The sequence below is a fragment of the Ohtaekwangia sp. genome (assembly GCF_036568665.1).
Taxonomy (GTDB): Bacteria; Bacteroidota; Bacteroidia; order Cytophagales; family Cyclobacteriaceae; genus Ohtaekwangia.
Genome location: NZ_DATCSD010000389.1, coordinates 1 through 25,082, shown reverse-complemented (window position 1 = coordinate 25,082; position 25,082 = coordinate 1). Strand labels below are relative to the sequence as shown.

General features: G+C 44.4%; 20 protein-coding genes and 1 tRNA gene. 9 read left to right on the top strand and 12 right to left on the bottom strand.

Annotated features, from left to right (window positions below; genetic code table 11):
• Nucleotides 1–147: 147 nt before the first annotated feature.
• Together VIN08_RS22765 and VIN08_RS22760 are read left to right on the top strand one after the other, a co-directional pair.
• On the top strand, nt 148–873 hold the full coding sequence (locus VIN08_RS22765) for a hypothetical protein (RefSeq protein WP_331970246.1): 726 nt from the start codon (nt 148–150) through the stop codon (nt 871–873).
• Complete coding sequence (locus VIN08_RS22760; protein ID WP_331970244.1) at nt 866–1,468, top strand: hypothetical protein; 603 nt, start codon at nt 866–868, stop codon at nt 1,466–1,468. The genes VIN08_RS22765 and VIN08_RS22760 overlap by 8 nt, the downstream gene beginning before the upstream one ends.
• 85 nt (nt 1,469–1,553) lie before the next feature.
• Here VIN08_RS22760 and VIN08_RS22755 read toward each other — a convergent pair whose 3' ends face one another.
• Nucleotides 1,554–2,459, bottom strand: a complete 906-nt coding sequence (locus tag VIN08_RS22755) for a sugar phosphate isomerase/epimerase (RefSeq protein WP_331970241.1) — start codon at nt 2,457–2,459, stop codon at nt 1,554–1,556.
• Nucleotides 2,460–2,493: 34 nt separating this feature from the next.
• Complete coding sequence (locus VIN08_RS22750; RefSeq protein ID WP_331970239.1) at nt 2,494–6,225, bottom strand: ThuA domain-containing protein; 3,732 nt, start codon at nt 6,223–6,225, stop codon at nt 2,494–2,496.
• A gap of 413 nt (nt 6,226–6,638) precedes the next feature.
• Here VIN08_RS22750 and VIN08_RS22745 point away from each other — a divergent pair, with 413 nt between their 5' ends.
• Nucleotides 6,639–7,349 carry a hypothetical protein gene (locus tag VIN08_RS22745; protein WP_331970236.1) on the top strand — a complete coding sequence of 237 codons (711 nt, stop codon included), beginning with the start codon at nt 6,639–6,641 and terminating at the stop codon, nt 7,347–7,349.
• Between the two features lie 94 nt (nt 7,350–7,443).
• On the opposite strand, the gene VIN08_RS22740 is transcribed toward VIN08_RS22745, so the two are convergent.
• Both VIN08_RS22740 and VIN08_RS22735 read right to left on the bottom strand, forming a co-directional pair.
• The gene (locus VIN08_RS22740) at nt 7,444–8,262 is read right to left on the bottom strand and encodes a hypothetical protein (RefSeq protein ID WP_331970234.1); all 819 of its coding nucleotides are present in this window, start codon (nt 8,260–8,262) and stop codon (nt 7,444–7,446) included.
• A gap of 761 nt (nt 8,263–9,023) precedes the next feature.
• A tRNA-Arg gene (locus tag VIN08_RS22735) sits at nt 9,024–9,097 on the bottom strand.
• A gap of 155 nt (nt 9,098–9,252) precedes the next feature.
• Here VIN08_RS22735 and VIN08_RS22730 point away from each other — a divergent pair.
• Nucleotides 9,253–9,945: an outer membrane beta-barrel protein gene (locus tag VIN08_RS22730; RefSeq protein ID WP_331970354.1), complete on the top strand. Its 693-nt coding sequence runs from the start codon at nt 9,253–9,255 to the stop codon at nt 9,943–9,945.
• A gap of 95 nt (nt 9,946–10,040) precedes the next feature.
• Here VIN08_RS22730 and VIN08_RS22725 read toward each other — a convergent pair whose 3' ends face one another.
• The 3 genes from VIN08_RS22725 to rpoN form a co-directional block, all read right to left on the bottom strand.
• The gene (locus VIN08_RS22725; protein WP_331970231.1) at nt 10,041–10,823 is read right to left on the bottom strand and encodes an enoyl-CoA hydratase-related protein; all 783 of its coding nucleotides are present in this window, start codon (nt 10,821–10,823) and stop codon (nt 10,041–10,043) included.
• Between the two features lie 78 nt (nt 10,824–10,901).
• Complete coding sequence (locus VIN08_RS22720; RefSeq protein ID WP_331970228.1) at nt 10,902–11,525, bottom strand: hypothetical protein; 624 nt, start codon at nt 11,523–11,525, stop codon at nt 10,902–10,904.
• 47 nt (nt 11,526–11,572) lie between these two features.
• A complete protein-coding gene (rpoN, locus tag VIN08_RS22715) occupies nt 11,573–13,039 on the bottom strand; it encodes an RNA polymerase factor sigma-54 (RefSeq protein ID WP_331970226.1) in 1,467 nt (488 codons plus the stop codon).
• Between the two features lie 305 nt (nt 13,040–13,344).
• Between rpoN and asnS the strand changes: the two genes are divergently transcribed.
• From asnS to VIN08_RS22700, 3 genes are all read left to right on the top strand, one after another.
• On the top strand, nt 13,345–14,778 hold the full coding sequence (asnS, locus tag VIN08_RS22710; protein WP_331970223.1) for an asparagine--tRNA ligase: 1,434 nt from the start codon (nt 13,345–13,347) through the stop codon (nt 14,776–14,778).
• A 102-nt stretch (nt 14,779–14,880) separates the two neighbouring features.
• Nucleotides 14,881–15,597 (top strand): DUF1003 domain-containing protein, encoded by a 717-nt coding sequence (locus tag VIN08_RS22705; RefSeq protein ID WP_331970221.1) that lies wholly within the window; start codon nt 14,881–14,883, stop codon nt 15,595–15,597.
• The gene (locus VIN08_RS22700; protein ID WP_331970218.1) at nt 15,594–16,625 is read left to right on the top strand and encodes a low specificity L-threonine aldolase; all 1,032 of its coding nucleotides are present in this window, start codon (nt 15,594–15,596) and stop codon (nt 16,623–16,625) included. Before VIN08_RS22705 ends, VIN08_RS22700 begins: the two co-directional genes overlap by 4 nt.
• Nucleotides 16,626–16,661: 36 nt before the next feature.
• Here VIN08_RS22700 and VIN08_RS22695 read toward each other — a convergent pair whose 3' ends face one another.
• On the bottom strand, nt 16,662–17,024 hold the full coding sequence (locus tag VIN08_RS22695) for a T9SS type A sorting domain-containing protein (RefSeq protein WP_331970215.1): 363 nt from the start codon (nt 17,022–17,024) through the stop codon (nt 16,662–16,664).
• A 143-nt stretch (nt 17,025–17,167) separates the two neighbouring features.
• Between VIN08_RS22695 and VIN08_RS22690 the strand changes: the two genes are divergently transcribed.
• Nucleotides 17,168–17,800, top strand: a complete 633-nt coding sequence (locus tag VIN08_RS22690; protein WP_331970212.1) for an ABC transporter ATP-binding protein — start codon at nt 17,168–17,170, stop codon at nt 17,798–17,800.
• Nucleotides 17,797–18,918: a hypothetical protein gene (locus tag VIN08_RS22685; protein WP_331970209.1), complete on the top strand. Its 1,122-nt coding sequence runs from the start codon at nt 17,797–17,799 to the stop codon at nt 18,916–18,918. The genes VIN08_RS22690 and VIN08_RS22685 overlap by 4 nt, the downstream gene beginning before the upstream one ends.
• A 6-nt stretch (nt 18,919–18,924) precedes the next feature.
• Here the strand turns inward: VIN08_RS22685 and hutI are convergent, their stop codons facing one another.
• The 4 genes from hutI to VIN08_RS22665 form a co-directional block, all read right to left on the bottom strand.
• Nucleotides 18,925–20,157: an imidazolonepropionase gene (gene hutI / locus VIN08_RS22680; RefSeq protein ID WP_331970206.1), complete on the bottom strand. Its 1,233-nt coding sequence runs from the start codon at nt 20,155–20,157 to the stop codon at nt 18,925–18,927.
• Between the two features lie 124 nt (nt 20,158–20,281).
• Nucleotides 20,282–21,376 (bottom strand): hypothetical protein, encoded by a 1,095-nt coding sequence (locus tag VIN08_RS22675; protein WP_331970203.1) that lies wholly within the window; start codon nt 21,374–21,376, stop codon nt 20,282–20,284.
• A 109-nt stretch (nt 21,377–21,485) separates the two neighbouring features.
• The gene (locus VIN08_RS22670) at nt 21,486–23,996 is read right to left on the bottom strand and encodes a GAF domain-containing protein (RefSeq protein WP_331970200.1); all 2,511 of its coding nucleotides are present in this window, start codon (nt 23,994–23,996) and stop codon (nt 21,486–21,488) included.
• 265 nt (nt 23,997–24,261) lie between these two features.
• A partial coding sequence (locus VIN08_RS22665) for a TonB-dependent receptor (RefSeq protein WP_331970197.1) occupies nt 24,262–25,082 on the bottom strand: 821 nt, incomplete at its 5' end.

The following is a 25,082-nucleotide window of genomic DNA, read 5'->3' as shown; positions in this document are numbered from 1 at the left end:
TCGATGGAAAGTGTTTCAATCATTTTTTGATTTCTCTCCAGACAAAAAGATTAAATTAGCGCGTACTGGAGCATCTAAAAAGATAATGCTCAAGTCTATAGATATCAAGAAATAATAAATCTTCAGAATCACGTCATTTTTAAAACTATGAAACGAGCATGGTGCTTGTACATTTTGATATTGCTAAATGCAATTCAACTTTTTGGGCAGGAAAAAAAATTTGAAGAACTAAATCCAGATCTTATTGAATGGGGGGAAGGAAGCATACTATTAAATGACGGTCAGGAACTCAAGGGTCTTGTTCGGTTCAATGACAAGAATGGGATTGTTTCTTTTGAAAGCGGAAATACTTCACGTTCCTATGTTCCCAGAAGCGTAGCTGCATTTGAATTTTATGACGAGAAGTTGAAGCGGCAACGTGTCTTTTATTCTCTGGAATTTGAAGACAAAGACAATGTAAAGAGACCTTTCTTCTTCGAAGTGCTTCGTGACTTTAAAACATTCGCTGTCATTTCGAAAATTGATCCTGTGGAAATAGAACAGTGGACGACTTCCCCAGCATCTTTTTCATCGAATGGAATAACCACTGTTGTTGGAGGAACTGGAGGTACCGTTACAAAAATTACTCAGACAGAAACCATATATTTCCTAGGGTCTAAAGGTGAGATAGAACCTTATCTGAAGCTGATGCGAAAAATAGTAGACCGGACTTTATATGATCGGAAGAAGACAAAACAAAAAATCCTTGATGATGATATTCTGAGAAAATACTTCAACGAATCAGAGATTTCGAATATGATCGATTATTCAGAAAAGAACAATCTTCATTTTGATAACAAGGAAGAATTTATAAAAATATTAGCAAGTGCTTAGGACATTTATAGCATTATTTGTGTTTGCTTCTCGTGTTGCTGCACAGAACAACGAGCAAGATATTTTGACAGCAGTTCAAAAAGCAAATGGTATTTATAGAACGTACCAGGAATTTAGAACTAACAGTCCATCTCTTACTGGTAAATTCAAGATCACGCGAAAAAAAATTAGTTTACTGGACAACCAATCTGGTACGTACGAATCTATCAAAGAACCAGTTTGGGGCGCTTGCCTTAATGACACAATTTACTACTTTCAAGATCATCATGAAATTGCACAAAGTCCCAATTTTTATAAGCTTAAATTTATAGGACGATATTGTTTTTATGAATACCATAGCGTTTTAGTAAAATCAATACCTGGAGGTGGGTATGTTGACATTCCAAGGAATTTCGAGTTCGTTGTTAATGTCAACAATGGGAAATCGTATACATTGGATAAAAAGATGATGCGACTAATACTATCAAAAGACACTGCATTGTTAGCAGAGTTTGAGAATGAATCATCAAAAATCGAAACCTTTGAAAAATATATAAGAAGATTTAACGAGCGTAATCCTCAAGACATAAAGCCTACTACCGAAATTATTGATTAGATAATTTATCAGAACGGAAGTATAAAAACACTGGCCGCTATACTACCTTCCAGCGGCCAGTGTCCAGTAGCCAGCAGCCACTCTATCAACCAAGGATCTTCTTCAAATTGTTATAGCTTGTGGTAATGCTCTGCACGGCATCGGCAGGCATGTCGTGTTCTACAAAGTAATGTTGCAAGCCGGCTGTTTTTGCATTCTCGAAGATGCGTTTGAAATTTACCACGCCTGTACCAACCGGTTGAGGGCCGGTAAAATCTTTATCGATATCTTTTACGTGCCACAGCGGATAACGGCCCGGATTTTTCTTGAACATCTCTACCGGATCTACACCTGCTTTGGTGACCCAGCACAGATCGAGTTCCATTTTCATGTCGGGAGTAATTTCACTGAGGAATGTATCGTAAACAACTTTACCATCCAGTGACGTAAATTCTTTATCGTGGTTGTGATAGGCCAATGTTATACCGGCCTTCTTCGCAGCTTCCGCTGATTTATTCAGTGTATCAATGGATGTCTTCAATTCTTCAGTATTACCAAAGGCAGTCATAGCACAAACTATATAGGGCACTCCGGCAGCTGCTACTTCATCAATCAGCTCCTGGTAATTATCGCGCAGTGTACGCATGGCGTTTCCCTGCTGGTCGGTCATTGGTTTACCGGTAGCCGGATTTATATAGGGTGTTCCTAACACGTGGTGTGATTTCCACCCGAGCCCTATATCTTTTACCAGCGATGCAAACTCGGTTGACTTCATCCCATAGTAGCCACCTTTCATACTGAATGCTGACTCTACTTCTTTATAGCCAACGGATGCTATCTTTTGCAACGTACCTTTTACATCGCTATCCATCTTGGGGAAGAATGTAAAAAGCTGTACGCCTGCAGGCGGCAATTTATCTTTCAGTAAAAATGCTTTCGCGGTTCCTGACAGTGCTATAGCACCCAGCGCCATGGCGCCCGAGTTGCGTAAAAAATCTCTTCGGTTTATCATATACTATATTTTGTGATCGATTAATGTTCCTGAATTATTCTTTAACGCCATCAAAGCTGAAGCCCATAGCATCCATTTTTAACGTAGTGACTTTCTTATCGCCATTGCGGATAAACAGTATTGTAGCTCTCCCGTCTGCATCGAACTTGTCGGCTGTATCAGTCGGTTTGATCTCACCTACCTGGCCACCGGCATCCATCATCAGTTTACCTTCCTTTACACTTACCTCCACGAATGGAAAAGGTAAGCCCGTCATTTTATACTTACCGGTATATATATTGAGATCGCTGGCCGAGTAATTGAGCGCGGCAGTTCCCTCACCATCGGATGATGCCTTGAACGTAGCACTTATCACAATCATAAGCGATTGCGCAGCCTTGGCTTGCGGGTTCTGGAATACGAGGTATAGATCGTGTACCCCCTCCGTTGGTTCTACCGGCAGCGACACTGGTTTACCGGCAAAGCCTCCACCGGGAGTATCGCCTATAAATTCTGTTTTGCCAATCAGTTTACCTTTAGGTGAATCAATGTGCAATTCTATAATACCGCCTTCTGCATTGAGTTGTGCCTTTGGGGCCATGGCCATCAGCTCAAGTTGCGCAATGCCGGTAACATCAACCTGTTTCAATCCTATGGAGCTTCCGGATTTGCTCGGTATAACAAAGCTGTTGCCTCCATACGACATCTTGGTTACATTATCGAATACATCGAACTTGGTTGTGTTGATAGCAGGATTGCGCAATGTAAATGTTTCTTCCGAACCTATAGATGGTAAACCATTCGATCCGCGATCTCTGTATGAGGCGCGGAATATATATACTCCGGTGCCTTTGTCGCCAGCAGGTGTTTTGGTGGTATAGGTTCCTTTTACCGGCAGCGACCTTACTTTTGGTTTTTCATCGCCCAGGCTCATAATATACTTTACCATTTCCGAAGCATCGGCTGCTGTTAACTGCGGGTGTGCTGCCATTGGCACATCGCCCCAAACTCCGCTGCCACCGGAAATAACTTTCTTGGTAAGATTCTCTACAGCACCAGCTTTACCTTTATACTTCAGCGCCACTTCACGATAGGCCGGGCCAATGGATTTTTTATCGATACCGTGGCAGGCCTTACAATCGCTGCCTTCAATCAGCTTCAACCCCTTCGATACGTTTACCGCAGCTTCTGCCGTGCGATGTCCTTGTGCGATCTCGGCTTTATCAAAACCTTCTGCGAGGTAATCGATATTTACCACTACCTGCTCCGGTTTGATCTTTCCATTAGCAAGCGAACCATCTTCCTTATCGGTTACTGCAACGGCATAGCTATACGTTTTGCCCGGGAAGTAGAACGATTTGTTATTCTTGCCGATATCGAATGTGAGTACAGGAGGTTCGTTACCTGCGGTGAGTTCCAGTGACCGCGAAGATATACCTCCCTTATCATCTGCCACTACCAGTGTAGCTTTATATATATCCGGTTTGGACAATGTGATCTGCGCTTCCGGTTCGTTAATTGTTTTAGCGAAGCCGGTTTTGGAAGTGATTTTCCAGGTATATTTCAGCGGATCGCCATCTACATCTTTTGTTCCTTTGGATGACAGTGTAACCGTGAATGGAACGGAGCCTCCCAATTTATCGGCTGCTAATTCTATCACCGGCTTACGATTACCTCCATTATACTCGATGCGAATAAGTCGCGCATCATCATTACCGGTAAACCAGCCTGAGCCATACTCCAACATATATAGATCGCCATTGGCAGCAAACTCCATATCCATCGGGTTGCTAAATCTATAGCTTGGCATAAAGTGTTCCATCGAAATATAGTTCCCGTCTTTATCCAGCGTTACAGCCATGATCCAGCCGCGCATCCAGTCGTATGTAAAAAGTTTACCGTTATAATATTTAGGGAACGGCCGTGCTGCTGTTTTGAAATCATCGCTATAAAACACAGGACCAGCCATGGCATTTCTTCCACCCGAGCCTACCAATGGAAACTCTTTCGACTCGCCATACGGATACCAGATGAAAGCTTTCTGTGCAGGAGGAAGTTCTTTAAGCCCTGTATTGTTGGGAGAATTATTGACAGGCTTTGCCGCATCATATTTCTCTCCGGATTGATTGGTAGCAAAATCAAATTTATTATAGGCTTTATTATCGCCCACAAAATAGGGCCAGCCAAAATTACCAGCCTTGCGTGCCTGGCCTACTTCATCTTGTCCTTCCGGACCACGCAATGAATCCGGTGTGCTCGCATCCGGCCCCACTTCGCCCCAGTATACAAAGCCGGTTCGCTGATCTACTGAAATACGGAAAGGATTTCGATGCCCCATGGTATATATTTCAGGACGGGTAAGGGCAGTGCCCTTCGGAAAAAGATTTCCTTCCGGTATAGTATAGGTGCCATCGGCTTTTGGTTTGATGCGGATAATCTTCCCGCGAAGATCATTGGTATTGGATGATGACTTCTGTGCATCCCATGGAGCTTTACCAGGCCGCTCATCGATTGGTGCATACGCTACTTCACGCGGACTCGTATTATCGCCTGTTGATAGGTATAAATTTCCATCTTTATCCCACGCTATAGAACCACCGGTGTGGCAGCATTGCTCGCGTTGTGTAGGAACCGCCAGCAATACTTTCTTGGACGCTTGATCCAGTACATCGCCTACAAGGGTATAGCGTGTAAGTATATTTTGTGATTTTGTCGGTTCCGAGTAGAAAAGGTATATCCAGTGATTGGTGGCAAAGTTGGGATCTTTGTTCAGCCCGAGTAAACCATCTTCCGCTTCTGATATTTTTCCTTCTTTATCTTTATACTTGGTGCTTACAGGGATAGTGGCAATCGTCTTGAGCTTCTTTGTTTTCAGATTATAGAGCCGCACAGCACCGTGACGCTCTATAAAGAGTATACGTCCATCATTCAGTACACTCAGCTCCATCGGTTCATTCAGCTTTTCTTCCAGAATTACTTTTGAAAAGCGATTCTCTTCGGGTTTTGATTTGGTGAAATCTAACGGAGCCGGTGCATCACCGCCCATGGCGTACTGCAAGCCAGCCCATATATGGTTGAGGAAGAGTGGTTCCGAAAAAGTCTCATCCGTATGCCCCATAGCAGTATAGAAAGCACGGCCTCCATCAAAGTCATGATACCAGCTCATGGGATGATCCGCTCCATTCTTTCCTCCCTGGTATGACTTCTCATCAATCTTTACCAATACATGAATGCTGGGATCGATGCGTTTGAAGCTATAGAACTCATCGGTGCGCTCAAACGTATCGGGCATTCCTTTCGTAGCCCAATGATCTTTCTCCACTACATAAAATTTACCCTTCTGTATATTGTTGGGATTCGGGTGATCAAGAAAATAGGCACCCGCGAGTTGACCATACCAGGGCCAGTCGTATTCGCAGTCGGTAGCTGCGTGAATGCCGAGATATCCTCCACCTGCCTGTATATATCTTTCAAATTCAGATTGCTGTTCCGGGTTGAGAACATCGCCTGTTGTATTCAGAAAAACAACGGCATTATACTTCTTCAGATTTTCGGTTTTAAAGAGAGCAGCATCTTCTGTAAAGTCTGCTGCAAATCCTTTTTCAGTTGCCATCTTTTCAAAAGCAGCTTTACCTGCTTCGATGGAGGTATGGCGAAATCCATCGGTTTTTGTAAATACCAAAATACGGGGCGGCTCCACAACGGGCCGGCTAAACGTAAACACCAGTACAAGTACTGTAGTAACAAGACCGTAAAGGGCTTTGGTCAATGCGCTGTACACTTTCATGCGTGATTGTATTTTTTTAAAGTAGTGATGGTTTGGGGTGCATCAATGTGTACAAGATACACATTACTTCTAAAAATACTAATACAAAATACGCCAACGTACTTCCATTGCGTATCAGAAACACAATAAAGCAGAATAAACGTTTAACCGCACGAAAATAACGTGTAGTGTCACATCCTTTCGTTCAATCCGGACACACTCTCTATAATAATATATACTGATAAAAAGAAGGTAGAGTCATCGCAACATGGTACTTCGTATAAAAATGCAGGCAAAACACATACGAACCAGTCTTTACCAATGATATCAGCTGAACGAGGTCTTTTAAAACCCATCCTGCGCAACCGTGTAAACAAATTCAACCTACACAAAATAGTAGTTGCCCTGAAAAGGGCTTTCGTGTACATTGAGTTATGAAACTTTACATCCTTTTTATTTGCGCTGTTCTCTTCAGTGGTATAGCAACAGCACAGGACGATCAAAAATATGTGGTGAAAGAAGGAACTCGCCCGAAAGACACCTTCTCCTATGCTGACATCTATTTATTCCCAACTTTTACTTCGGGGAAAGTATATTTTAAAAATAACCACGTTGGCAGTGGTATGATGAACTTTAACCGGTTTACCCGAGAAATAGATTTTATACAAGGAAAAGATACGCTTGCCTTAAGCGATACCGAGACTATAAAGAATGTTGCTATTGGAAATGATGTATTCTATTACCAGGCAGATATCGGCTATGTGCAGCGTATGGCAGAGAATGCCAATGTTATGTTTGGCAAAATGGAGAGCATTGATGTAGCCGACAGAAGACGCCAGCCTAACTCGGGTACTTCCAGCACAACGTCTAACGGTTCGTATAACAGCCAGATAACAACGGGAGCCGGAACTGCCTCAGGACTAGCCTTGAAAATGGTAGAGAAGGTTGATATCATCTATAGAAAGAAGACGCATTACTATTTCAGAAATGCAAAAGGTTCTTTTGTTAAAGCGGATAAGAAGAGTTTATTGAAAGCTTATCCGGATAAGAAGGAAGCGCTTAATCAATATCTGTTACAGAATGAAGTTGATTTTCAGAATGCTGAATCTCTTCAGACTTTGTTTAATGCAATGACCAGTATGTAGTGCATACTGGTCATCGTATTATTATAGCCTACATCTTCAGACAGATTTGAAGATGTAGGTATATATCTCTTGCACTGCAAGCTTACGACACGATCTACTTCAGTGTAAACTTCACACCGAACTGCAGACCTGCCGATCCCATGGAATACGACTCGCGCATCGGAGGCTCACCCTCTTCACTCACGGTTTCAAATTCCTTTTTCAGGTCGATCTCCTTTTGGTCGTCAGGTATGTTACCCAAACTGTCCTGCCCGTTAACATCGTACTTCGTTGTCTTCCGTTTACTGGGCGAATACGACAAACTCACGAAATCAACCTCGGCATACAACTGCATTTTGGGTGCTATACTGTATGACACGCCAATCGCGCCTTTGAACCCAACACTTATTCCTCCTGAATATTTGTATTGAAGCACTTCTGAGTATTTCTGTGTTCCGTAATCACTATCTGTATTCTGTTTCTGCTGTATGGAGCTGACAGCTAGTACGGGGCCAACGCGGGCGAATGGTTGAAACTTTCCATCGCCTGTGGTAAATGTAAATGACGGACTGATCTGAAAAGACTTGGCAGACCTGGTTGTTTTTACACTGCCTTCGCTTTCAGAATACTGATAACTGTTGGTATAGGTATATTGCTTACCGAAGAGATAACCAACCTCTACATCGTAACCAAAAATTCCGTTGGATAATGATCCGCCTACGGCTGCACGGATGGACGTGCCTGCACCGTAACTTCCGTAGACACTTTTGAATTTTTCTACGTATCCGGCATCAGCGTTTGCGTAGCTATAGTTCTGACCGATGAGATCGTTGTTCACAGGTATATTATAGCCGACATTGGCGCGCACATAAAACTGCGCTGAGGCAACAGCGGCCATTAGTAATAAGAAAAGGCTTAGGATGATCTTTTTCATAGGTAAAGTTTGAAGATTAAATGATGTTTATATACACACAGGGTAACTTTGGAAAAAAGTTACGAAGGCCCGGACATATATTCATTCATCCCCACATCAACATGGGTGCTACATTAAGATGTGGCATGTTCAACGCATTGGCTACTGGATGCTGATGAAATTTGTAGTGTTATGAAAACTATAGATGGATTTGTATTGCTCTTACGCTGTGCACTTTTGGCATGAATCAATAACACACAAGATACAAACCAACGACCCTGGGGCTTTGCCAGGTGCGAGGTTAGCAAAGACCTTTTCCGCGGCCCATGTACTGAATCGTCACACAGAGCGTTAGTCTATCGGGCTAAGGCATTCTGAACAATGAGTTTTTGAAATCCTGCAGCCCAAACAAAGAATTGCGTTTTGATATTAAAAGAAAAAATGAACAGATCACGATAAAACTTTTACAGGTACCTGAAACATCTGTACATAAAAGGATCAACACCACAATTTTCTTGGGATTGATCCTTAAAGTGCACTCGCAGGGATTCTAAACCCGAACCTCCCCGACTCGGTCGGGGTGCTCTATAAAATTGAGCTATAGGAATTGAAGTAGTGTAAAATAAAAAAGCCAAAGATTAATCTTCGGCTTTCGATAGTGCACTCGCAGGGATTCAAACCCCGAACCTCCCCGACTCGGTCGGGGTGCTCTATAAATTGAGCTATAGGAGTTGAAATACTGTAAAATAAAAAAGCCAAAGATTACTCTTCGGCTTTACAAGTGCACTCGCAGGGATTCAAACCCCGAACCTTCTGATCCGTAGTCAGATGCTCTATTCAATTGAGCTACGAGTGCGGTTAAATTTGGGACTGCAAATGTAAAGAATTAATTCACTTGACAAAACACAACGTTTGGCTCTGCCAACAAAAAAGCTATTTTTGAACCTTTATTTTACTGACAGACAGGCTAACATGAGAAAATTCGCGGCTCTATTATTTTTATCAGTTTTGATGATCCCTGCCTTCGGACAGGAAGCAACAACTACTACCACTACCAAAAGAACTGGCAGACCCGATATACCAGGTACTTTTGTACTGGAACTGGGTGTGAATCGTGCTTCAGGAGCTCCCAGCAACTTTAAGACTGGTTTCTGGGGATCGCGTACCTTGAACGTATACTATCAATATGAAATGCGCATTCTGAAATCAAACTTCAGCTTTGTGCCAGGTGTGGGCTTTAGCCTGGAGCGCTATAAATTCACCAACAAATATACTCTCGACTATAATGGTAGCACGCTGCTGATGGTATCGCCAGCGCAGGCGGGTCGTGATGGAACCAAGAAGTCGCAGCTCATCACCAACTACTTTGAAGTGCCTGTGGAAATTTGTTTCCGCAGTAATCCGGAAGACCCGGCCCGCAGTTTCAAAGCATCTGTGGGTGGTCGCGTAGGCTATCTTTTTGATTCTTTCACAAAAATCAAATATTCTGAAAACGGTGAAGTAAAAAAACTGAAGGACAAGCAAGACTTCAACTTAACCAAGTTCCGCTACGGTGCTTATGTTAAAGTTGGCGTTGGTAATTTTAGTGTGTTCGGATATTATAACATGACCAACCTGTTCAAGACCGGCAAAGGTCCTACGCAAGACAGCAAAGTTACCGACTTCAATACGATGACGATCGGTATATCACTGGCCAGTTTCTAAATACAATAGCTCCCACAGATTTTACAGATATACAGAATCAAAATCTATACATCTGCATAACGCTGCGAGATCTGTGGGAGAAAATAAATTTCAAGTTATTTGCCCTTGAAAGAGGGCTTTCTTTTTTCCAGGAAGGCATTTACACCTTCGCGATAGTCTTCTGTATTGCCGGCAATCTCCTGGCAATAGGCTTCATACTCCAACATTTCGTCCAGGGATGCCGTTGATGCTTTCTGCAGCATCTTTTTTATCAGTCCAATAGATTTAGTGGGTGCCATGGCAAAATAATCAGTATAGATTTTTACAGCAGCATCAAGTTGGTCAGCCGGTGCTACTTTATTTACCAGTCCGAGCTGAAGAGCTTCACTCGCTTTTACCTTGCTGCCCATGCTGCAAAGTTCAAATGCTTTGGCCATGCCTACCAGGCGCGGAAGAAAATACGATGAGCCCGAGTCGGGCACCAACCCTATATTTACAAACACTTCTATAAGCGTTGCTTCTTCCGAAGCTACAAGTATATCGCACGCCAGTGCCAGCGAACATCCTGCGCCAGCAGCCACTCCGTTGAGTCGGCCTACAATGGGCTTGGGTAAATTACGCATCGCGCGGATAATCGGATTATAGCGCTTGTGCAGCGAGTCTATAAAGGAGCGCTTCTCTGTGCCGGCAGCGGCTTTCAAATCCTGTCCTGAACAAAAAGCTTTACCGGCTCCGGTTAACACCACTACGCGAACGGCATCATCTTTCGCTACGGCTTTCAGTGCATCCTGTAGCTCGTAGGTGATCTCATCATTGAGTGCATTATATACTACTGGGCGATTCAGTGTTATGGTGGCAACGCCATCACTCACTGTATAGGTGATACAGGTATAGCTCATAAGCTGCGGATAAAAAGTATAACGTATACCTTTTCAGGTATTGAATTTTGTTTTTTTGAAAAGCTGAAGATAAGCACTTTAAAACAAAACCACCATGCCCGCAAAGCTGGTGGCAAGGCCGAGGATTCCCCCGATCATTACTTCGCGTGCGGAGTGTACCTGCAACTGCAATCGCGATGACATAACCAGTCCGGTGATAACAATCGCTGCCAGCGAAGGATAGAACAACGCACCATTTTCCGAGAGACCGTTCAGTGGCACAATGATGCCTATAAATCCCCAGGCTGCGAGGCTATGTATACTTACTTTATAGAACATGGTAGCAATAGCAGAGATCACCACCAGAGCATCGGCAATAAGCAGAAACTTGAAGAGATTATCGTTAAAGCTCACCCCTGTTTTAGAATAGAACAAGTAGGTGATAACGAGATATAGTATAGCAATAAAAATAAACGGAATGATGCGCTCTCTGCGGTTAACAAGTGTAACGCTTTTGATGGAGCCAAACAATTTGAGCAACCCTATATTAACAGCAGGCAGCAAAAACGTGAAGCCAAAAATGATCAGTATAAACGTCCACTGGGCATCGATCTTGAGCGGGTCAAGCCCAAGCGGAAAGTACAGGGCAAACAAAGAGAACATATAGGTTACCATCAGCAAGGGATGGAACACATAGGAGATTACTTTCGCCAGAAAATTCACGCGGCTACAGGATTTAGGGTTGAATGAAAAGATGATCCCAACATCGGCTATAGTTCTTTACGAAGCCGTGCAACGGGTATATTCAGTTGCTCTCTGTATTTGGCAACCGTTCTGCGGGCAATATTATACCCTTTATCATTCAGTATCTTTTCGAGCTTATCGTCAGAGAGCGGCTTGTTCTTGTCTTCCGCCTCGATAATATCTTTGATGATCTGTTTTACTTCACGGCTACTCACTTCTTCTCCTGAATCGGTAGATATACCTTCGGAGAAGAAATACTTGAGCGGGTAAATTCCGAAATCGGTCTGCACCGCCTTACTGCTGGCCACACGCGATACGGTAGATATATCCATACCAATCATGGTGGCTATATCTTTCAATATCATCGGCTTCAGTTTCGTTTCATCACCTTCCAGGAAAAAGTCGTACTGAAAATCTACAATGGCACGCATCGTTTTCAGCAAGGTCTGCTGGCGTTGCTTGATGGCATCGATAAACCATTTTGCAGCATCGAGCTTCTGCTTCACGAACGATACCGCTTCTTTCAGCTTTTTATCTTTCTTATCGCTCTTGTCGTATGCCTTGAACATTTCGGTATACGAGCGACTGATGCGCAACTCGGGAGCATTGCGCGAGTTAAGCGCAAGTTCGAGCTTGCCGTTATTGTTGGTAAGTATAAAATCAGGAATGATATACTGGTTCTTTACCATGGATGGTGCGCTGCTGCCTCCGGGTTTGGGGTTCAGCTTCACGATCAGATCTACGGCATCACGAACAAACTCTTCGTCTTCCGTTTCCAGTTTCTTCTGTATCTTCTGGTAGTGCTTCTTGGTAAACTCATCGTAGCACTCGGTAATTATTTTCTTGGCAACCGCTACATCTATATCATGGCCATTGTCCATGCGTTCAAGCTGCAGCAATAAGCACTCCTGTAAATTTCGCGCGGCTATACCGGGCGGATCGAAGGTCTGTATCTTCTTGAGTACGGCTTCAACTTCTTCTACCGTTGCTTCTATACCTTGGGAAAACGCCAGGTCGTTTACAATAGCTTCCAGGTCTCTGCGTATATACCCGTCACCCTCTATACTTCCCACCAGTTGTTTACCAATGGTATAGTTCTTTTCATCCAGTCCGAGAAAATCCAGTTGATCCATCAATTGCTCGTGCAATGAGGTGGACATGGGTAGCGGCATATCGCGGTCATCATCTTCATCGCCATCGCCCTGCATTTTATAGCCGCTATAATCATCATCGCGCAGGTAATCTTTGATGTCTACCTCATCCTCGCTTCCGGAAGTTTCCTGGTACTCCTGCTCTTCAAAGTTGTCTTCGGCTTTCTCGGGTTCTTCACCCTCGGCCTCGCCTTCACCTTCTTCCAAAGCAGGATTTATTTCCAGTTCCTCCTCGATCCTGGTCTCAAGCTCGGCTGTAGGTACCTGCAGCAGCTTGATGAACTGTATCTGCTGAGGCGATAGCTTTTGTTGTAACGACTGACTTAATCCGAGTTTCTGCATTAAAAAATCCTTGTTTAGATCGGTAGATCAAAGACTATGCAAATTTAAAAAAATAGTCCAGTCCACAGATATTACCTGTCCTCCCAACGCGGCCAATCCACAGCCTTAATATTCATTTTATAGTCTTATTGGCACCGTATCGGCTTATATACTTCTTTCAAAACTCCCAAGTTTTTTCGTTTTTTGCGTCCCCTGTTAACCGTTAATCGTTATCTGTTACTCGTTAACCGTGATTCGCCTGAAGCGAAACACTCCTGACGAATAGCATATAACCCATTAACGTATAACGGTAAATTAACATTTCCATGAAACGCATCAAGATCAAAGAACTCCTCCTCACAAAACCTGAAGGTCAAACAGTTACTGTAAAAGGTTGGGTAAGAACCTTTCGTAACAATCAGTTTATATCTATCAACGATGGTTCTACGATCAATAATCTGCAGGCGGTAGTGGAGTTAAATTCCATTGATGATGAAACGTTGAAGCGCATCACTACCGGTGCATGTTTATCTATTACAGGCGAATTGATTCCTTCACCCGCGAAAGGTCAGGCGGTAGAAGTAAAAGTAAAACTACTGGAGATATTAGGCGATAGCGATGCAGAAAAATTTCCACTTCAGCCCAAGAAACATTCACTTGAATTTCTTCGCGAGATTGCTCACCTGCGTTCGCGCACCAATACATTTAGTGCTGTAATGCGCGTGCGTCACGCCATGGCGTTTGCTGTACATAAATTCTTTAACGATCGCGGCTTCTTTTATATCCATACACCGATCATTACCGGCTCGGATGCCGAAGGTGCCGGTGCTATGTTTCGCGTTACTACACTGGATGCAAACAACCCGCCACGCAATGAAGATGGTACTATAAATTTCAAGGAAGATTTCTTCGGACGTGAAACGAACCTTACGGTATCCGGGCAATTGGAAGGCGAAACCTATGCGTTGGCACTGGGCGATATTTATACTTTCGGTCCTACGTTCCGCGCAGAGAACTCTAACACTACACGGCACCTGGCGGAGTTCTGGATGATAGAACCCGAGATGGCGTTCTATGATATTAACGACAACATGCAACTGGCGCAGGAGTTTCTGCAATACCTGGTGCGCTATGCGTTGGAGAACTGTGCAGAAGACCTGGAGTTTCTCAACAAGCGCGCGCAGGAAGAAGAGCAGACCAAACCACAGGAGCAACGCAGCGAGTTGGGGCTTATCGATCGCCTGAAGTTTGTTGCTGATAACGACTTCCAACGGTTGTCCTATACGGAGGCGATTGATATACTCAAGAACTCCAACCCGAACAAGAAAAAGAAATTCCAATACCTCGTGGAGGAATGGGGGGTGGATCTGCAATCCGAGCATGAGCGCTTCCTGGTAGAGAAGCATTTCAAGAAGCCGGTGATCCTGTATAACTATCCGAAAGACATCAAGGCATTTTATATGCGCCAGAACGATGACGATAAAACCGTTGCCGCTATGGATGTACTCTTCCCGGGCATTGGCGAGATCATTGGTGGTTCACAACGTGAAGAACGTTATGAGCGCCTGCTGAAACGTGTAAACGAATTACACCTGCCTGAAAAAGATTTGTGGTGGTATCTCGATCTGCGCAAGTTCGGTTCGGCTCCTCACGCTGGTTTCGGTCTGGGCTTTGAACGCCTCATTCTGTTTGTTACCGGCATGACCAACATACGCGATGTTATAGCATACCCGCGCTTTCCGGGCAATGCAGAGTTCTAAAATATACTGCGCTATTCATCGGTATAAATTCCATGAATGGCGCTTCCTTTACCTCTGGCCTACAGGCTTTCCTCAGAAATTACTCCTAAATTTCGCAGTGCTATGCAAAAGGTAAAGTGTCATATCTCCAATAAAGAACTTCCTCCCTCACAGGTTGTAAAGGGTCACCAGATTCGTCCCGGTATATTACGGATGATCCAGTCTGACCACCGAAGTTTTACTACCGACTCCTATATATCGCTGGAGGAATTGATGAAGTACCGGAAGAAGTTTATGGAGCATCTTCTCCGTTCGGAGGGTAAAGAATTATCCAAACTCGAGAAAGATGTTTTGCGCAGCGTCAATGAGAATGAACTGCTGGTAAGCAACATTGAGCCTACTATTGATAGTAAACTCAGTTTTGGTGATCGCCTGGCCGACCGGATCGCTACTTTTGGCGGAAGCTGGACTTTTATTATAGCCTTCTTCTCGTTCCTGATTCTCTGGATGATCGTCAATATATTTATACTCGTAACACGACCATTCGATCCATACCCGTTTATCCTCCTCAATCTTATACTCTCCTGCCTGGCCGCTATACAAGCGCCTATCATTATGATGAGTCAGAACCGGCAGGAAGCGAAAGACCGCATGCGCTCGGAGCACGACTATAAAGTAAATCTGAAAGCAGAACTCGAGATCAGGTTGCTTCACGAAAAGATCGATCACTTGCTGCTACAACAAAATCAGCGACTGCTGGAGATCCAACAACTGCAGGTTGACCTGATGGATGATATACTCGACAAGCTCAATCATAAATCGAAAGACAAACACGAATGAAGAAGACTTTTGCCAGCGATAATTACTCGGGCGTACACCCTGAAGTAATGGAAGCATTATTACGCGCAAACACGGGTCATGCAGGTTCTTACGGTGCAGATGAATATACCGAACGCGCCATCGCGAAATTCAAAACGTATTTTGGAAATGATATAGAAGTATATTTCGCTTACAACGGCACGGGTGCTAATGTATTGGGGTTGAGTTCGCTTACGCGTTCGTTCAATTCCATTATCTGTTCAGATCTGGCGCACATCAATGTAGATGAATCTACAGCGCCTGAAAAATTTCTGGGCTGCAAGCTGGTAACAATCCCCACGAAAGATGGCAAGATATACCCGCACGAAATTGAGAATAAGATACAACGGGTAGATGATCAGCATCATCCACAGGCGGGCGTTATCTCGATCTCACAATCTACCGAATACGGAACGGTATATACTATTGAAGAAGTAAAGGCGATTGCAGCGGTTGCCAAAAAGAACAATCTATACTTTCACATGGATGGTTCCAGAATTGCCAATGCTGCCGTAAGCCTGGGGAAAGACTTCGCTTCGTTTACCCGCGATGCTGGTGTAGATGTACTCTCCTTTGGTGGCACCAAGAATGGTATGATGTTCGGTGAGGCGGTGATCTTCTTTAACCCGGCACCGGCCAAATACTTCAAGTATATACGTAAACAAGGTATGCAGCTTCACTCGAAGATGCGCTTTATCAGTGCCCAGTTTGAGGCATTACTCTCCAACGATCTGTGGAAGCGCAATGCCGGGCATTGTAATAACATGGCAAAATTACTGGAGCAGGAGCTGAGAACTTCCGGCATTGAAATAACGCAGCCAGTATACGCCAACGGTATATTTGCTATTCTGCCGCCCGCTATCATTCCGGCTTTGCAGGAGCAAAATTACTTTTACATCTGGAATGAGCGTACGTATGAAGTTCGCCTGATGTGTTCGTTTGATACTACCGAAGAGGAAATCAAAAACTTTGGAAGCAAGCTACGCGAACTGCTGAAGAAAAGTCAATAAGAAGAAAGGAAAGTATATACGGTCGATAGACGGCTGTTATTTCTTTACAAACTTGAATGTGCTGCTAAACTTTGAGTCCTTGTCGCGCATAGCCAGGAGGTAGTATCCAGAAGCCAGGTCCTTTACGCGTACGCGCAGTTCGTGCTCATCCACGATCTCGGTTTCCATACTCATTTCATTACCGATAATGTTATGCAGGGAAAGGCGGATATCCTGGGCTTTGAACTGCTCGATGCGCACATGCACAAACTCTACAGCAGGATTGGGGAATATCTGAACAGTTTTAGCTATATCTACGTGTTCGGCCTGAACTGACGACTGTTCGCGTTCCTGGGCCAGCACCGTGCCGGTGGCTGCCGCAGCGATCATCATCACAAATACTAATCTCGCAAAACGCATGTTGTGTAATTATATTTTCTATATGTACGACAAATATTAAACCAAAGTTGGCGTAAAAGCCAGATTGTTATTGATTAGATGCTACCAACACCCCAAAAGTTTATACCAACACCCAAAATATTTTTATCTCTAACAGGATTTTAATGTTGATCATCGAGAACTTTTCCAAGAAATACGGTGACAGGCTTATTCTGGCACTTCCGGAAGCCCGCTTTGAAGCGGGTGCATACTGGATCAAAGGACAAAATGGCTCGGGCAAAACTACTTTCTTCAAAGCATTGGCAGGTCTTCACCCCTGCGAAGGTTCCATCCGTTTTGATGATGGCACAGAGCTTACACAACATGCCGTGCTATACCGTAAGCGCGTGAGCTATAGCGAAGCAGAGCCGCTTTACCCAGGCTTCCTTACTCCCAAAGATCTCTTTCGATTTATAGGTAAAGCAAAAGGCGCTTCAGTTGATCAACAGCAACATCTCATCCATGCATTTGATATAGCTTCGTATGCAGAGCAACCTTTCGAGACGCACTCCAGCGGCATGTTGAAGAAAGTATCGGTAGCACTGGCGTTCCTCGGCAAACCACAACTTATCATTTTAGATGAACCGCTTATCACGCTCGATGAAGCGGCCCGAAAAATATTACTCACCTATATACAGCAACGCATCACCGAAGAGCAGGTAACGTTTCTGATCTCTTCTCATCAGTTATTAGAGCCCGATATACTTCCTGTTAAGGCCACCTATAGCATTGAAAACAAAAGCCTGAAGCTGATATGAAAACTGAAACGCGTATCTTCTCCGCTGTTTTTGTTCGTGAATTTTACCGACAGAATGCGAGCTTCTTTTTACTCGTAGTAGGAATAGCGGGCGGCTTTATGCGTGGGCAAGATCATATAGCATTGGCCGAATCTTTCATTAGCAGTCCGCTGATGATATTGATACCGGCAACAGTCTGGGCAATCTATACTTTTAAAGTGATCAATTTTAACAAGGAAGTATTAAGGCGAGGCGAAAATGAATTTCTGTTTGTATTCAGACTTTTGCCTGCAAAAGATCAGTATAGCACACTGATCGCTACGCTCAACAACCAGTTGATGCCAGCTACCGGGTATGGTGTATTGCTGGTACTGATCGCATTGAAGAATAACCGACCAGAGTCTGCCGCTATAGTAATTGTTACTTTATTGCTGCTGATGCTGTTCGCAGCCTGGCAACTATATTATTCGCTTCATCACCCCGATCTTGAAAAGAAGGTAAGTGGTATAAAGCGCTGGTTCGACAAAACATTTCACAAGCCGTATGCGATCTTCTTTACCGAGTGGATTCTTCGCAGGCAAGCCTGGCTACTGATCGGTACAAAAGTATTCAGTACTGCTATATTACTGGCAGTATGCTATCTCTATACCGATGAGCCGTATGACCACCGACTGCTCGGTATGGGTGTTGTTATTATTGCCACTGCACACCTGGCCTTGCTGGGAACGTTGCACGAATTTGAAAACTATCATTTTGCTGTGCTGCGACAATTACCGCTGCGGTTCTCACAACGGGTGCTCTATACTTCCGGAACGCTGCTGCCATCGGTAATTTTGGAAATTGGTTTACTCATTACCTATTTCCCGAAAAATCTTTCGCTGCCTATACTATTGCAAAGTATACTGTTATTTTTTGCTATGATACTGTTTATATATAGTACCCTCTATATCCATAACTGGATGCAGAAACGATGGGACAGACGCATATTCATACTAATGATGACGCTGATTGTGCTGATCCTGTTTGCAGTGCCACTATGGGTGTTGGCAGTATTGCTCGCAGCAGCGGGACTATATAACTGGAATCGCCTGTACTACCGGTTTGAGCATTCCATAGACATGACCGATATACATCACTGATCTGTATTATATACTTTTGCCGTGGAGGATTACGCGGTCTACCACCCGGCTTCCAAACGCGTATGGCATATAGGCTATATTTGACATGGGGGCCGTGATATATACATTGGCAACTTTGCCTAGGGTTATACTGCCATGTGTATGCTCCAGTTCAAGCGCTGCCGCGGTATTGATCGTAGCGGCATTGATAGCCTCCTCGGGAGTCATTTTCATTTTTATACAGGCGAGCGCCACCATCAAAGGCATGTTGCCACTCGGGGCAGAACCCGGATTATAGTCAGACGCTATAGCCAATGGTAATCCAGCTTCCACAAGCTGACGTGCGGGAGGAAAAGGTAAACCTAAAAAGAACGCTGCGCCTGGCAGGGCCGTTGGCATTACGGTGCTTTTCTTCAGCGCTTCAATTTCTTCGTCTCCTATATTTTCAAGGTGATCAACACTTAGTGCTCCGGTCTTCACCCCTACCTGCACGCCACCCGAGCGATGCAATTGATTCGCATGGATGCGCGGCCGCATACCATAACGCTTGCCGGCCTCTACAATGCTTTCAGTTTCATCCACAGTAAAGAATCCCTGCTCACAAAATACATCGATATAGTCCGCCAGGTTTTCGGCTGCTATGGCCGGTATCATTTCATCGATCACCAGCTTTACATAATCGGGTTGAGCTATACCAGCCGGAACAGCATGGGCACCTAAAAATGTAGTTTTCACCGTAAGTGGCGTTTCGCGACCAATGCGTTTGGCTATACGAAGCATGCGCAGCTCATCGCGTGTAGTCAGTCCGTAGCCACTCTTGATCTCTACGGCTCCAGTTCCGGTTGCTATAATCTCGTGCGCCCGAAGCATGGCCCGCTCGAATAATTCATCGTCTGAAGTTTGCTGAAGTTTGCGTGCAGAGTTTACTATACCTCCGCCCTTTGCTGCGATCTCGGCATACGAAGCGCCCTTGATCTTCATCACAAATTCCTCTTCGCGACTGGCTGCAAAAACAAGATGCGTATGAGAGTCTACAAAGGAAGGAAATACAAACCTGCCGGTAGCGTCAATCTCTTCGGCTGCATGTATACCGGGGTCTTCGTTCATGCTTCCGTAGGCATGTATCAAACCATCCTTCAGATATAGATAGGCATGCTCTATCACCGGCAGTTCGCTCATAGCTTTGCCTGCCACGCGATATATACCTGCCTCACGTACCTGTACTAATCCTTTTATATTCCGGATCAACAAATCAGCCATGAGACGAAGTAACGCACCCCGCCACAATAATCAAAAGAAAGCCCTAAGACTACATGAGATTTAGTCTGAAAGAAAAGACAGGCGCACATAAACACGTGCACACCTGCAAACCTAAACACGTTAATTATTTTCCGAACGATTCTACCTTGTAATCCAGGTTCGTGCCGAATACCGGGAAGCTGATCTTGAGCAGCGCATAGAATGTTCTCGACTGCAAGCTTGGGCGATACCCAACCTCTGCCCCATACGACCAACCAAACTGACGGTTAAAATGCCCGTCAATACCCAAACGGAAACCGATCTTCTTGGTCTTTAACGGATCTGCCGAATAGGTAGCGGTTGAACCGGCTATAGGAGTACCTATATATTGAGGAGTTGAAGCATCGTACTTATCAGTATATACTATATCATCGAGTGTAAGCGAAGGAGCAAAGAGTATATCGGCATACGCAGTGAACATCAGATCATCTACGCCTTCTTCAAACTTATCGAAGTTAACAGCTACATTCTTAATCCAGCTCATAGAACCCCCGAGATATAACCCTTTGGATGATATATTGGTAAATGGGTGCACGTTTACCTGTTTACCAGCGGTGTTATACTCTTGCAATGGCAGAGGTTTACCTTCCGCAGTAACCAGTACGTTGTTATTCAGTTTTTGAGCGCTGAGTGCGCGGGCCAGGTCGGTAGAGCTATCCCAAATGATACCTCCGAGACGGATGCCATATATCTTGCGCACCTTGCAGGGTACATCGGCACTGAGCGGCACACGGGCTGCCCACTTATCGCCTTTATAGCTTTTCTTATAGAGGAACATTTTCGTTTTGGAGCTCTCTTCAAAATCCTTGATGTGGTAGGTTGCTCCAAATTCGTAGTAATTATATACTTCTGCACGGTTATCTACACTGCTTTGCTTGGTAGAAAGATCGCGGGCAAAATCAAAGAACTGCTGGCTATAGGTTTTCCGGAAATGTACCCGGAAGTCCATTTTATCTTTGTGGTAATAAACGGCTTCGGCACCAAACCCCGCGTTTACGTTGGTGGCAAATAATTCGCCATACAAAGGCATGAGTCCAACAAATAACTTGTTGACAGAATACGGCTCGTCATATATTTCTTCATACGTAACGGCCGTTTTATCCTTACGTTCGCCCTGCGCAAAAAGCGAGACGCTAAGCGTCATGCACGCAGCCATAATCATGAGAAAGCGATGGTTCATAATACGGGTAGTTGAGTAATAATCAGTAAAAATAGTAAAAGTCAGGCTAAAAATTGTTTTACCTGAATACTCCAGTGCCGCCAGATGTAATACTTTCTATAAAAAATGATCAATTTGTACGGCTTTCGAGCATCTTTCTAAGCTGCTCGAGCTCCTTCAGCTTGCTTTCTATATCGGCTTCTTTCAGTTTTCGCTCGGTAATATCCTCAAACATACCCAACACAGCTACTACTTCTCCGTGCTGGTTCATTACCGGCACCTTACTCGTGAGCACCCACGATACATCACCATTGCTGTTTACATTCTTCTCTTCCAGGTCGAGGCGCGCCTTGCGGCTATTCATTACAGCCAGGTCATCGGCACGGTATGCTTCGGCATGTTCTTTCCATGGCATATCGAAGTCGGTATGACCTACCAGGTCTTTGTGCGACTTGAGGCCGGCCACATTAGCAAATATACGATTACATCCCTGGAAGCGCAGATCTTTATCTTTCCAGAATACAGCGCGCGGTATATTATCAATGATCGTCTGCAGGGTTTCCTGAGCATCGTTCAGGTTATCGATCATCGTATTGATCTTCATGGTATTGTATGCCACCGTTACGAGGTCGGCACACGACTTCAGGAACTCTATATCTTCTTCCGTCCACGCCTTTTGTTCATGCTGATGTTCGCAGCATATCACCCCGGCAATGCGGCCTTCATTAAAGAAGGGTACATCCAGCAGTGAGCGTATATCCAGTGCGTTGAAATAGGTATCGGTAAATTCGCGTGTTGCTGCATGTGTCAGAGCATCGTTCGCTACAATTATATCTTCACCGGTAAGTGCTTCGAAATATCCCGGGTAATCTTTCGCTACCAGTTCCATACCCGATTCAAAAACCTTATCGCGCTGCTTATATAGTTTCTCGTTGGTAAGTTTATTACGCAGGCTGTTGATCGACCACACGCTGCATCGCGATACGTGAAGCTGATTACAGATAGTGGAAGTAATTTTCTCCAGTGCAGCATTCCAGTTACCGGACTGTACATCGCGGTTCTTGGTAAGCTCCATTAATACTTTACGGTTGCGCTGGCTGATATCGTTACGATGCTTCTCACCATCGAGCATATTCTGTATATGCTTTTCTTTTCTGCGCATCTCTTCCTGTGTAGCCTCCAGTTCTTCCATGTTCTGGCGCATCTCTTCTTCCTGCGCGCGCATCTCTTCGGCCTGCTGTTGTGTGCGCTCCAGCAATATGCGGGTACTTTCATTGGCGCGTACCGTAGATATAGTAGACGCTATACTTTCCGCCAGTTTCTCCACCAGGTCTACTTCATACTCCTGGTATTTACCGAACGTTGCCAATTCTATAACACCATATATCTGCTCATTTACCTTGAGCGGCACCAGCAACAATGCGTTGGGATTAGAACCTCCTAAACCGGATGTGATCGATACATATTCTTGTGGTACTTCGAGCAGGTAAATGCGCTCACCTTCCATATAGCATTGGCCCACCAATCCTTCGCCTGCTGCTACTTTCTTTTTCAGAAATTTTTTGCGCTCAAAAGCATAGCATGCTACCAGTTCCAGTTGTTTATCCTTTTCGCCTTCGTTCTCTTCATTCAATACAAATAAACCTCCCTGGTTGCTTCTGGTATATTTTACCACAAACTTGATAATATTATCAAAGAGCTCTTCTGTAGAAGAGGTAGATGTACGGAGTATCTCTCCTATCTGCGCCAAACCGGTAGTAGACCAGTTGCGTCTGCGGTCGTCTTCGGCATTGTTACGCAGCTTGTTGCGCATAGTCATGAGCGTTGTGCCCAGGTCAGCATCAGCCAAAGCCTGTAACTCCACGTCATAGTTCCCCGCAGATATAGCTTCCACAAAGCCAGTGAGCGAACTCACATCTTTGTTCTGTGCTTCCAGCCTCACATTGTTTTCCTGCACCATGCTGTCGCTGCTGCTTTGCAGGCGATAGAGCAGTATACATAAAAGAGCAAAAGCGGCAATCAACAAGAGTATGGAAAGCCATGAAAGAAAGTTTATATAAGAAGAGTCTGCTTTTACAATCACATCAACATGACTGATCAGCTGATCCATCTTCTTCTGAAATTCATCATAGTTAGCATCAAACTTCTGGTCGAGTGCGCCACCTGCTTCTTCACCCACACTGGCTACAGAAGAAATGATAGCACCGGTACTATCGCGCACCGGTTCGATGGTTCTTTCCTGTTGTTTCAGCTTCCAGCGCTCCTGGGCAGTTTCCACCAGTTTATCCAGGCTGATCACAGACTCTTTCAGAATGGCACGCGTCTCTTCGTCAATATCACGTTTAAATTTACCCAGCTCATTATCCTTGCCTTCGTACGCTGTTTGCAGAATCTCTTTGGATGTAACAAAGAGCGGCTGAATATCACGCTCATAATTAAGGGTAGCATCACCCGCCATCAGCTCTTCAAACCACAAGTGTGCCTGTGTTACCCGGTTCTTGATATTATCGCCCAGGGATATATAGGGAAGATTGTTTTGATATGTGCTGACTGTGCTACGCTCAACATACGAGATAAGAATGGCAATGATCAGTCCGACAGCTCCAAAGGCGATCGTGTATTTCAAGGCGCGATTTTTCATGCAGTCAAAAAAAGTTAGCAGTAAAGCTTGGGGTGAAAAGTTAGTAATATGACTGACAAAAAGAAAAAGGATTGTATGGTTTCAATCGAATTAGTAATGTTTTGAGAAACTTTATCACGAAAAGACTCTTTCCATGAGCACAACCGACAAGGATACACATCGGTATGGCTGCTTTTCGAAGGAGAAAACAGAAAGGAAGACCCCGTGATGAAACATTTCACCACTTATCGACTCATCCCCCCATTATAATCCTTTCCTATATTTCTTAAAGCGGCAGCACAAGCTTGATGCAAATATTCCGCCCCATGTTATAGATGCCGGAGCGACCGTTGGACGATTGACTATAATACTCAAAGTACTTGAGCCTGCTTAAATTAGATTGATATACTTCGTCCAGCAGGTTGTTGACCTGCACTTGTACCTGTGCAACTTTACTTTCGGCATACGCAATGTCGGCCGAGATGCCAACATTGAGTAAAGTATAGCCCGGTGTTTGTGTCTCCGTGTTGTTAATAGCGAGGTATCGGTTTTGTGCCGCGTTAAATTCTGCTTCGGCTTTTGCTGTAACACTCGTTATTACTTTAGATCGCAACGCTACCTTCTGCGATACACTGCTCACAAATTTTATCGGAGGTATCAAGGGAAGATATTCTCCATTCAGTTTTTCATTTTTGAATTGCGACTTACGATTAAAACCATAGATCAATGCAAAGCTGTTATCGAACCGAAAGCCCTTGAGTTTTTCCGGATGAAGAGTGAACGTTGCTTCTGTTCCATATAGCTGTGCCGATGCCTGCTCGTACTGGTATGTTTTATTTCCCTGCGCATCTTTTACAGGGTTGTTGTTGGCATCAACCAATAATGAGAGGTAAATGTAGTTTTCAACATTGTTATTGAAGAGACTCAATGAGCCGGATACATTGCTATAATGTGCCGTTATACCGATGTCTTCCTGCAGTGAGAATTCCGGAACAAAATTCCGGTTGCCGAGGTATATAATGTGCGCTCCCGGATCAAGACCATTGGAAGCGATCTCGGTTATATTCGGAGCGCGATAGCCCCGCGCTATATTTGCCTTCAGATTTA

Coding starts and splice junctions, on each gene's coding strand:
- VIN08_RS22765 (WP_331970246.1), top strand. CDS start 148: ATGAAACGAGCATGGTGCTTGTACATTTTGATATTGCTAAATGCAATT.
- VIN08_RS22755 (WP_331970241.1), bottom strand. CDS start 2,459: ATGATAAACCGAAGAGATTTTTTACGCAACTCGGGCGCCATGGCGCTG.
- VIN08_RS22750 (WP_331970239.1), bottom strand. CDS start 6,225: ATGAAAGTGTACAGCGCATTGACCAAAGCCCTTTACGGTCTTGTTACT.
- VIN08_RS22745 (WP_331970236.1), top strand. CDS start 6,639: ATGAAACTTTACATCCTTTTTATTTGCGCTGTTCTCTTCAGTGGTATA.
- VIN08_RS22740 (WP_331970234.1), bottom strand. CDS start 8,262: ATGAAAAAGATCATCCTAAGCCTTTTCTTATTACTAATGGCCGCTGTT.
- VIN08_RS22730 (WP_331970354.1), top strand. CDS start 9,253: ATGATCCCTGCCTTCGGACAGGAAGCAACAACTACTACCACTACCAAA.
- VIN08_RS22725 (WP_331970231.1), bottom strand. CDS start 10,823: ATGAGCTATACCTGTATCACCTATACAGTGAGTGATGGCGTTGCCACC.
- rpoN (WP_331970226.1), bottom strand. CDS start 13,039: ATGCAGAAACTCGGATTAAGTCAGTCGTTACAACAAAAGCTATCGCCT.
- asnS (WP_331970223.1), top strand. CDS start 13,345: ATGAAACGCATCAAGATCAAAGAACTCCTCCTCACAAAACCTGAAGGT.
- VIN08_RS22705 (WP_331970221.1), top strand. CDS start 14,881: ATGCAAAAGGTAAAGTGTCATATCTCCAATAAAGAACTTCCTCCCTCA.
- VIN08_RS22700 (WP_331970218.1), top strand. CDS start 15,594: ATGAAGAAGACTTTTGCCAGCGATAATTACTCGGGCGTACACCCTGAA.
- VIN08_RS22695 (WP_331970215.1), bottom strand. CDS start 17,024: ATGCGTTTTGCGAGATTAGTATTTGTGATGATGATCGCTGCGGCAGCC.
- VIN08_RS22690 (WP_331970212.1), top strand. CDS start 17,168: ATGTTGATCATCGAGAACTTTTCCAAGAAATACGGTGACAGGCTTATT.
- VIN08_RS22685 (WP_331970209.1), top strand. CDS start 17,797: ATGAAAACTGAAACGCGTATCTTCTCCGCTGTTTTTGTTCGTGAATTT.
- hutI (WP_331970206.1), bottom strand. CDS start 20,157: ATGGCTGATTTGTTGATCCGGAATATAAAAGGATTAGTACAGGTACGT.
- VIN08_RS22675 (WP_331970203.1), bottom strand. CDS start 21,376: ATGAACCATCGCTTTCTCATGATTATGGCTGCGTGCATGACGCTTAGC.
- VIN08_RS22670 (WP_331970200.1), bottom strand. CDS start 23,996: ATGAAAAATCGCGCCTTGAAATACACGATCGCCTTTGGAGCTGTCGGA.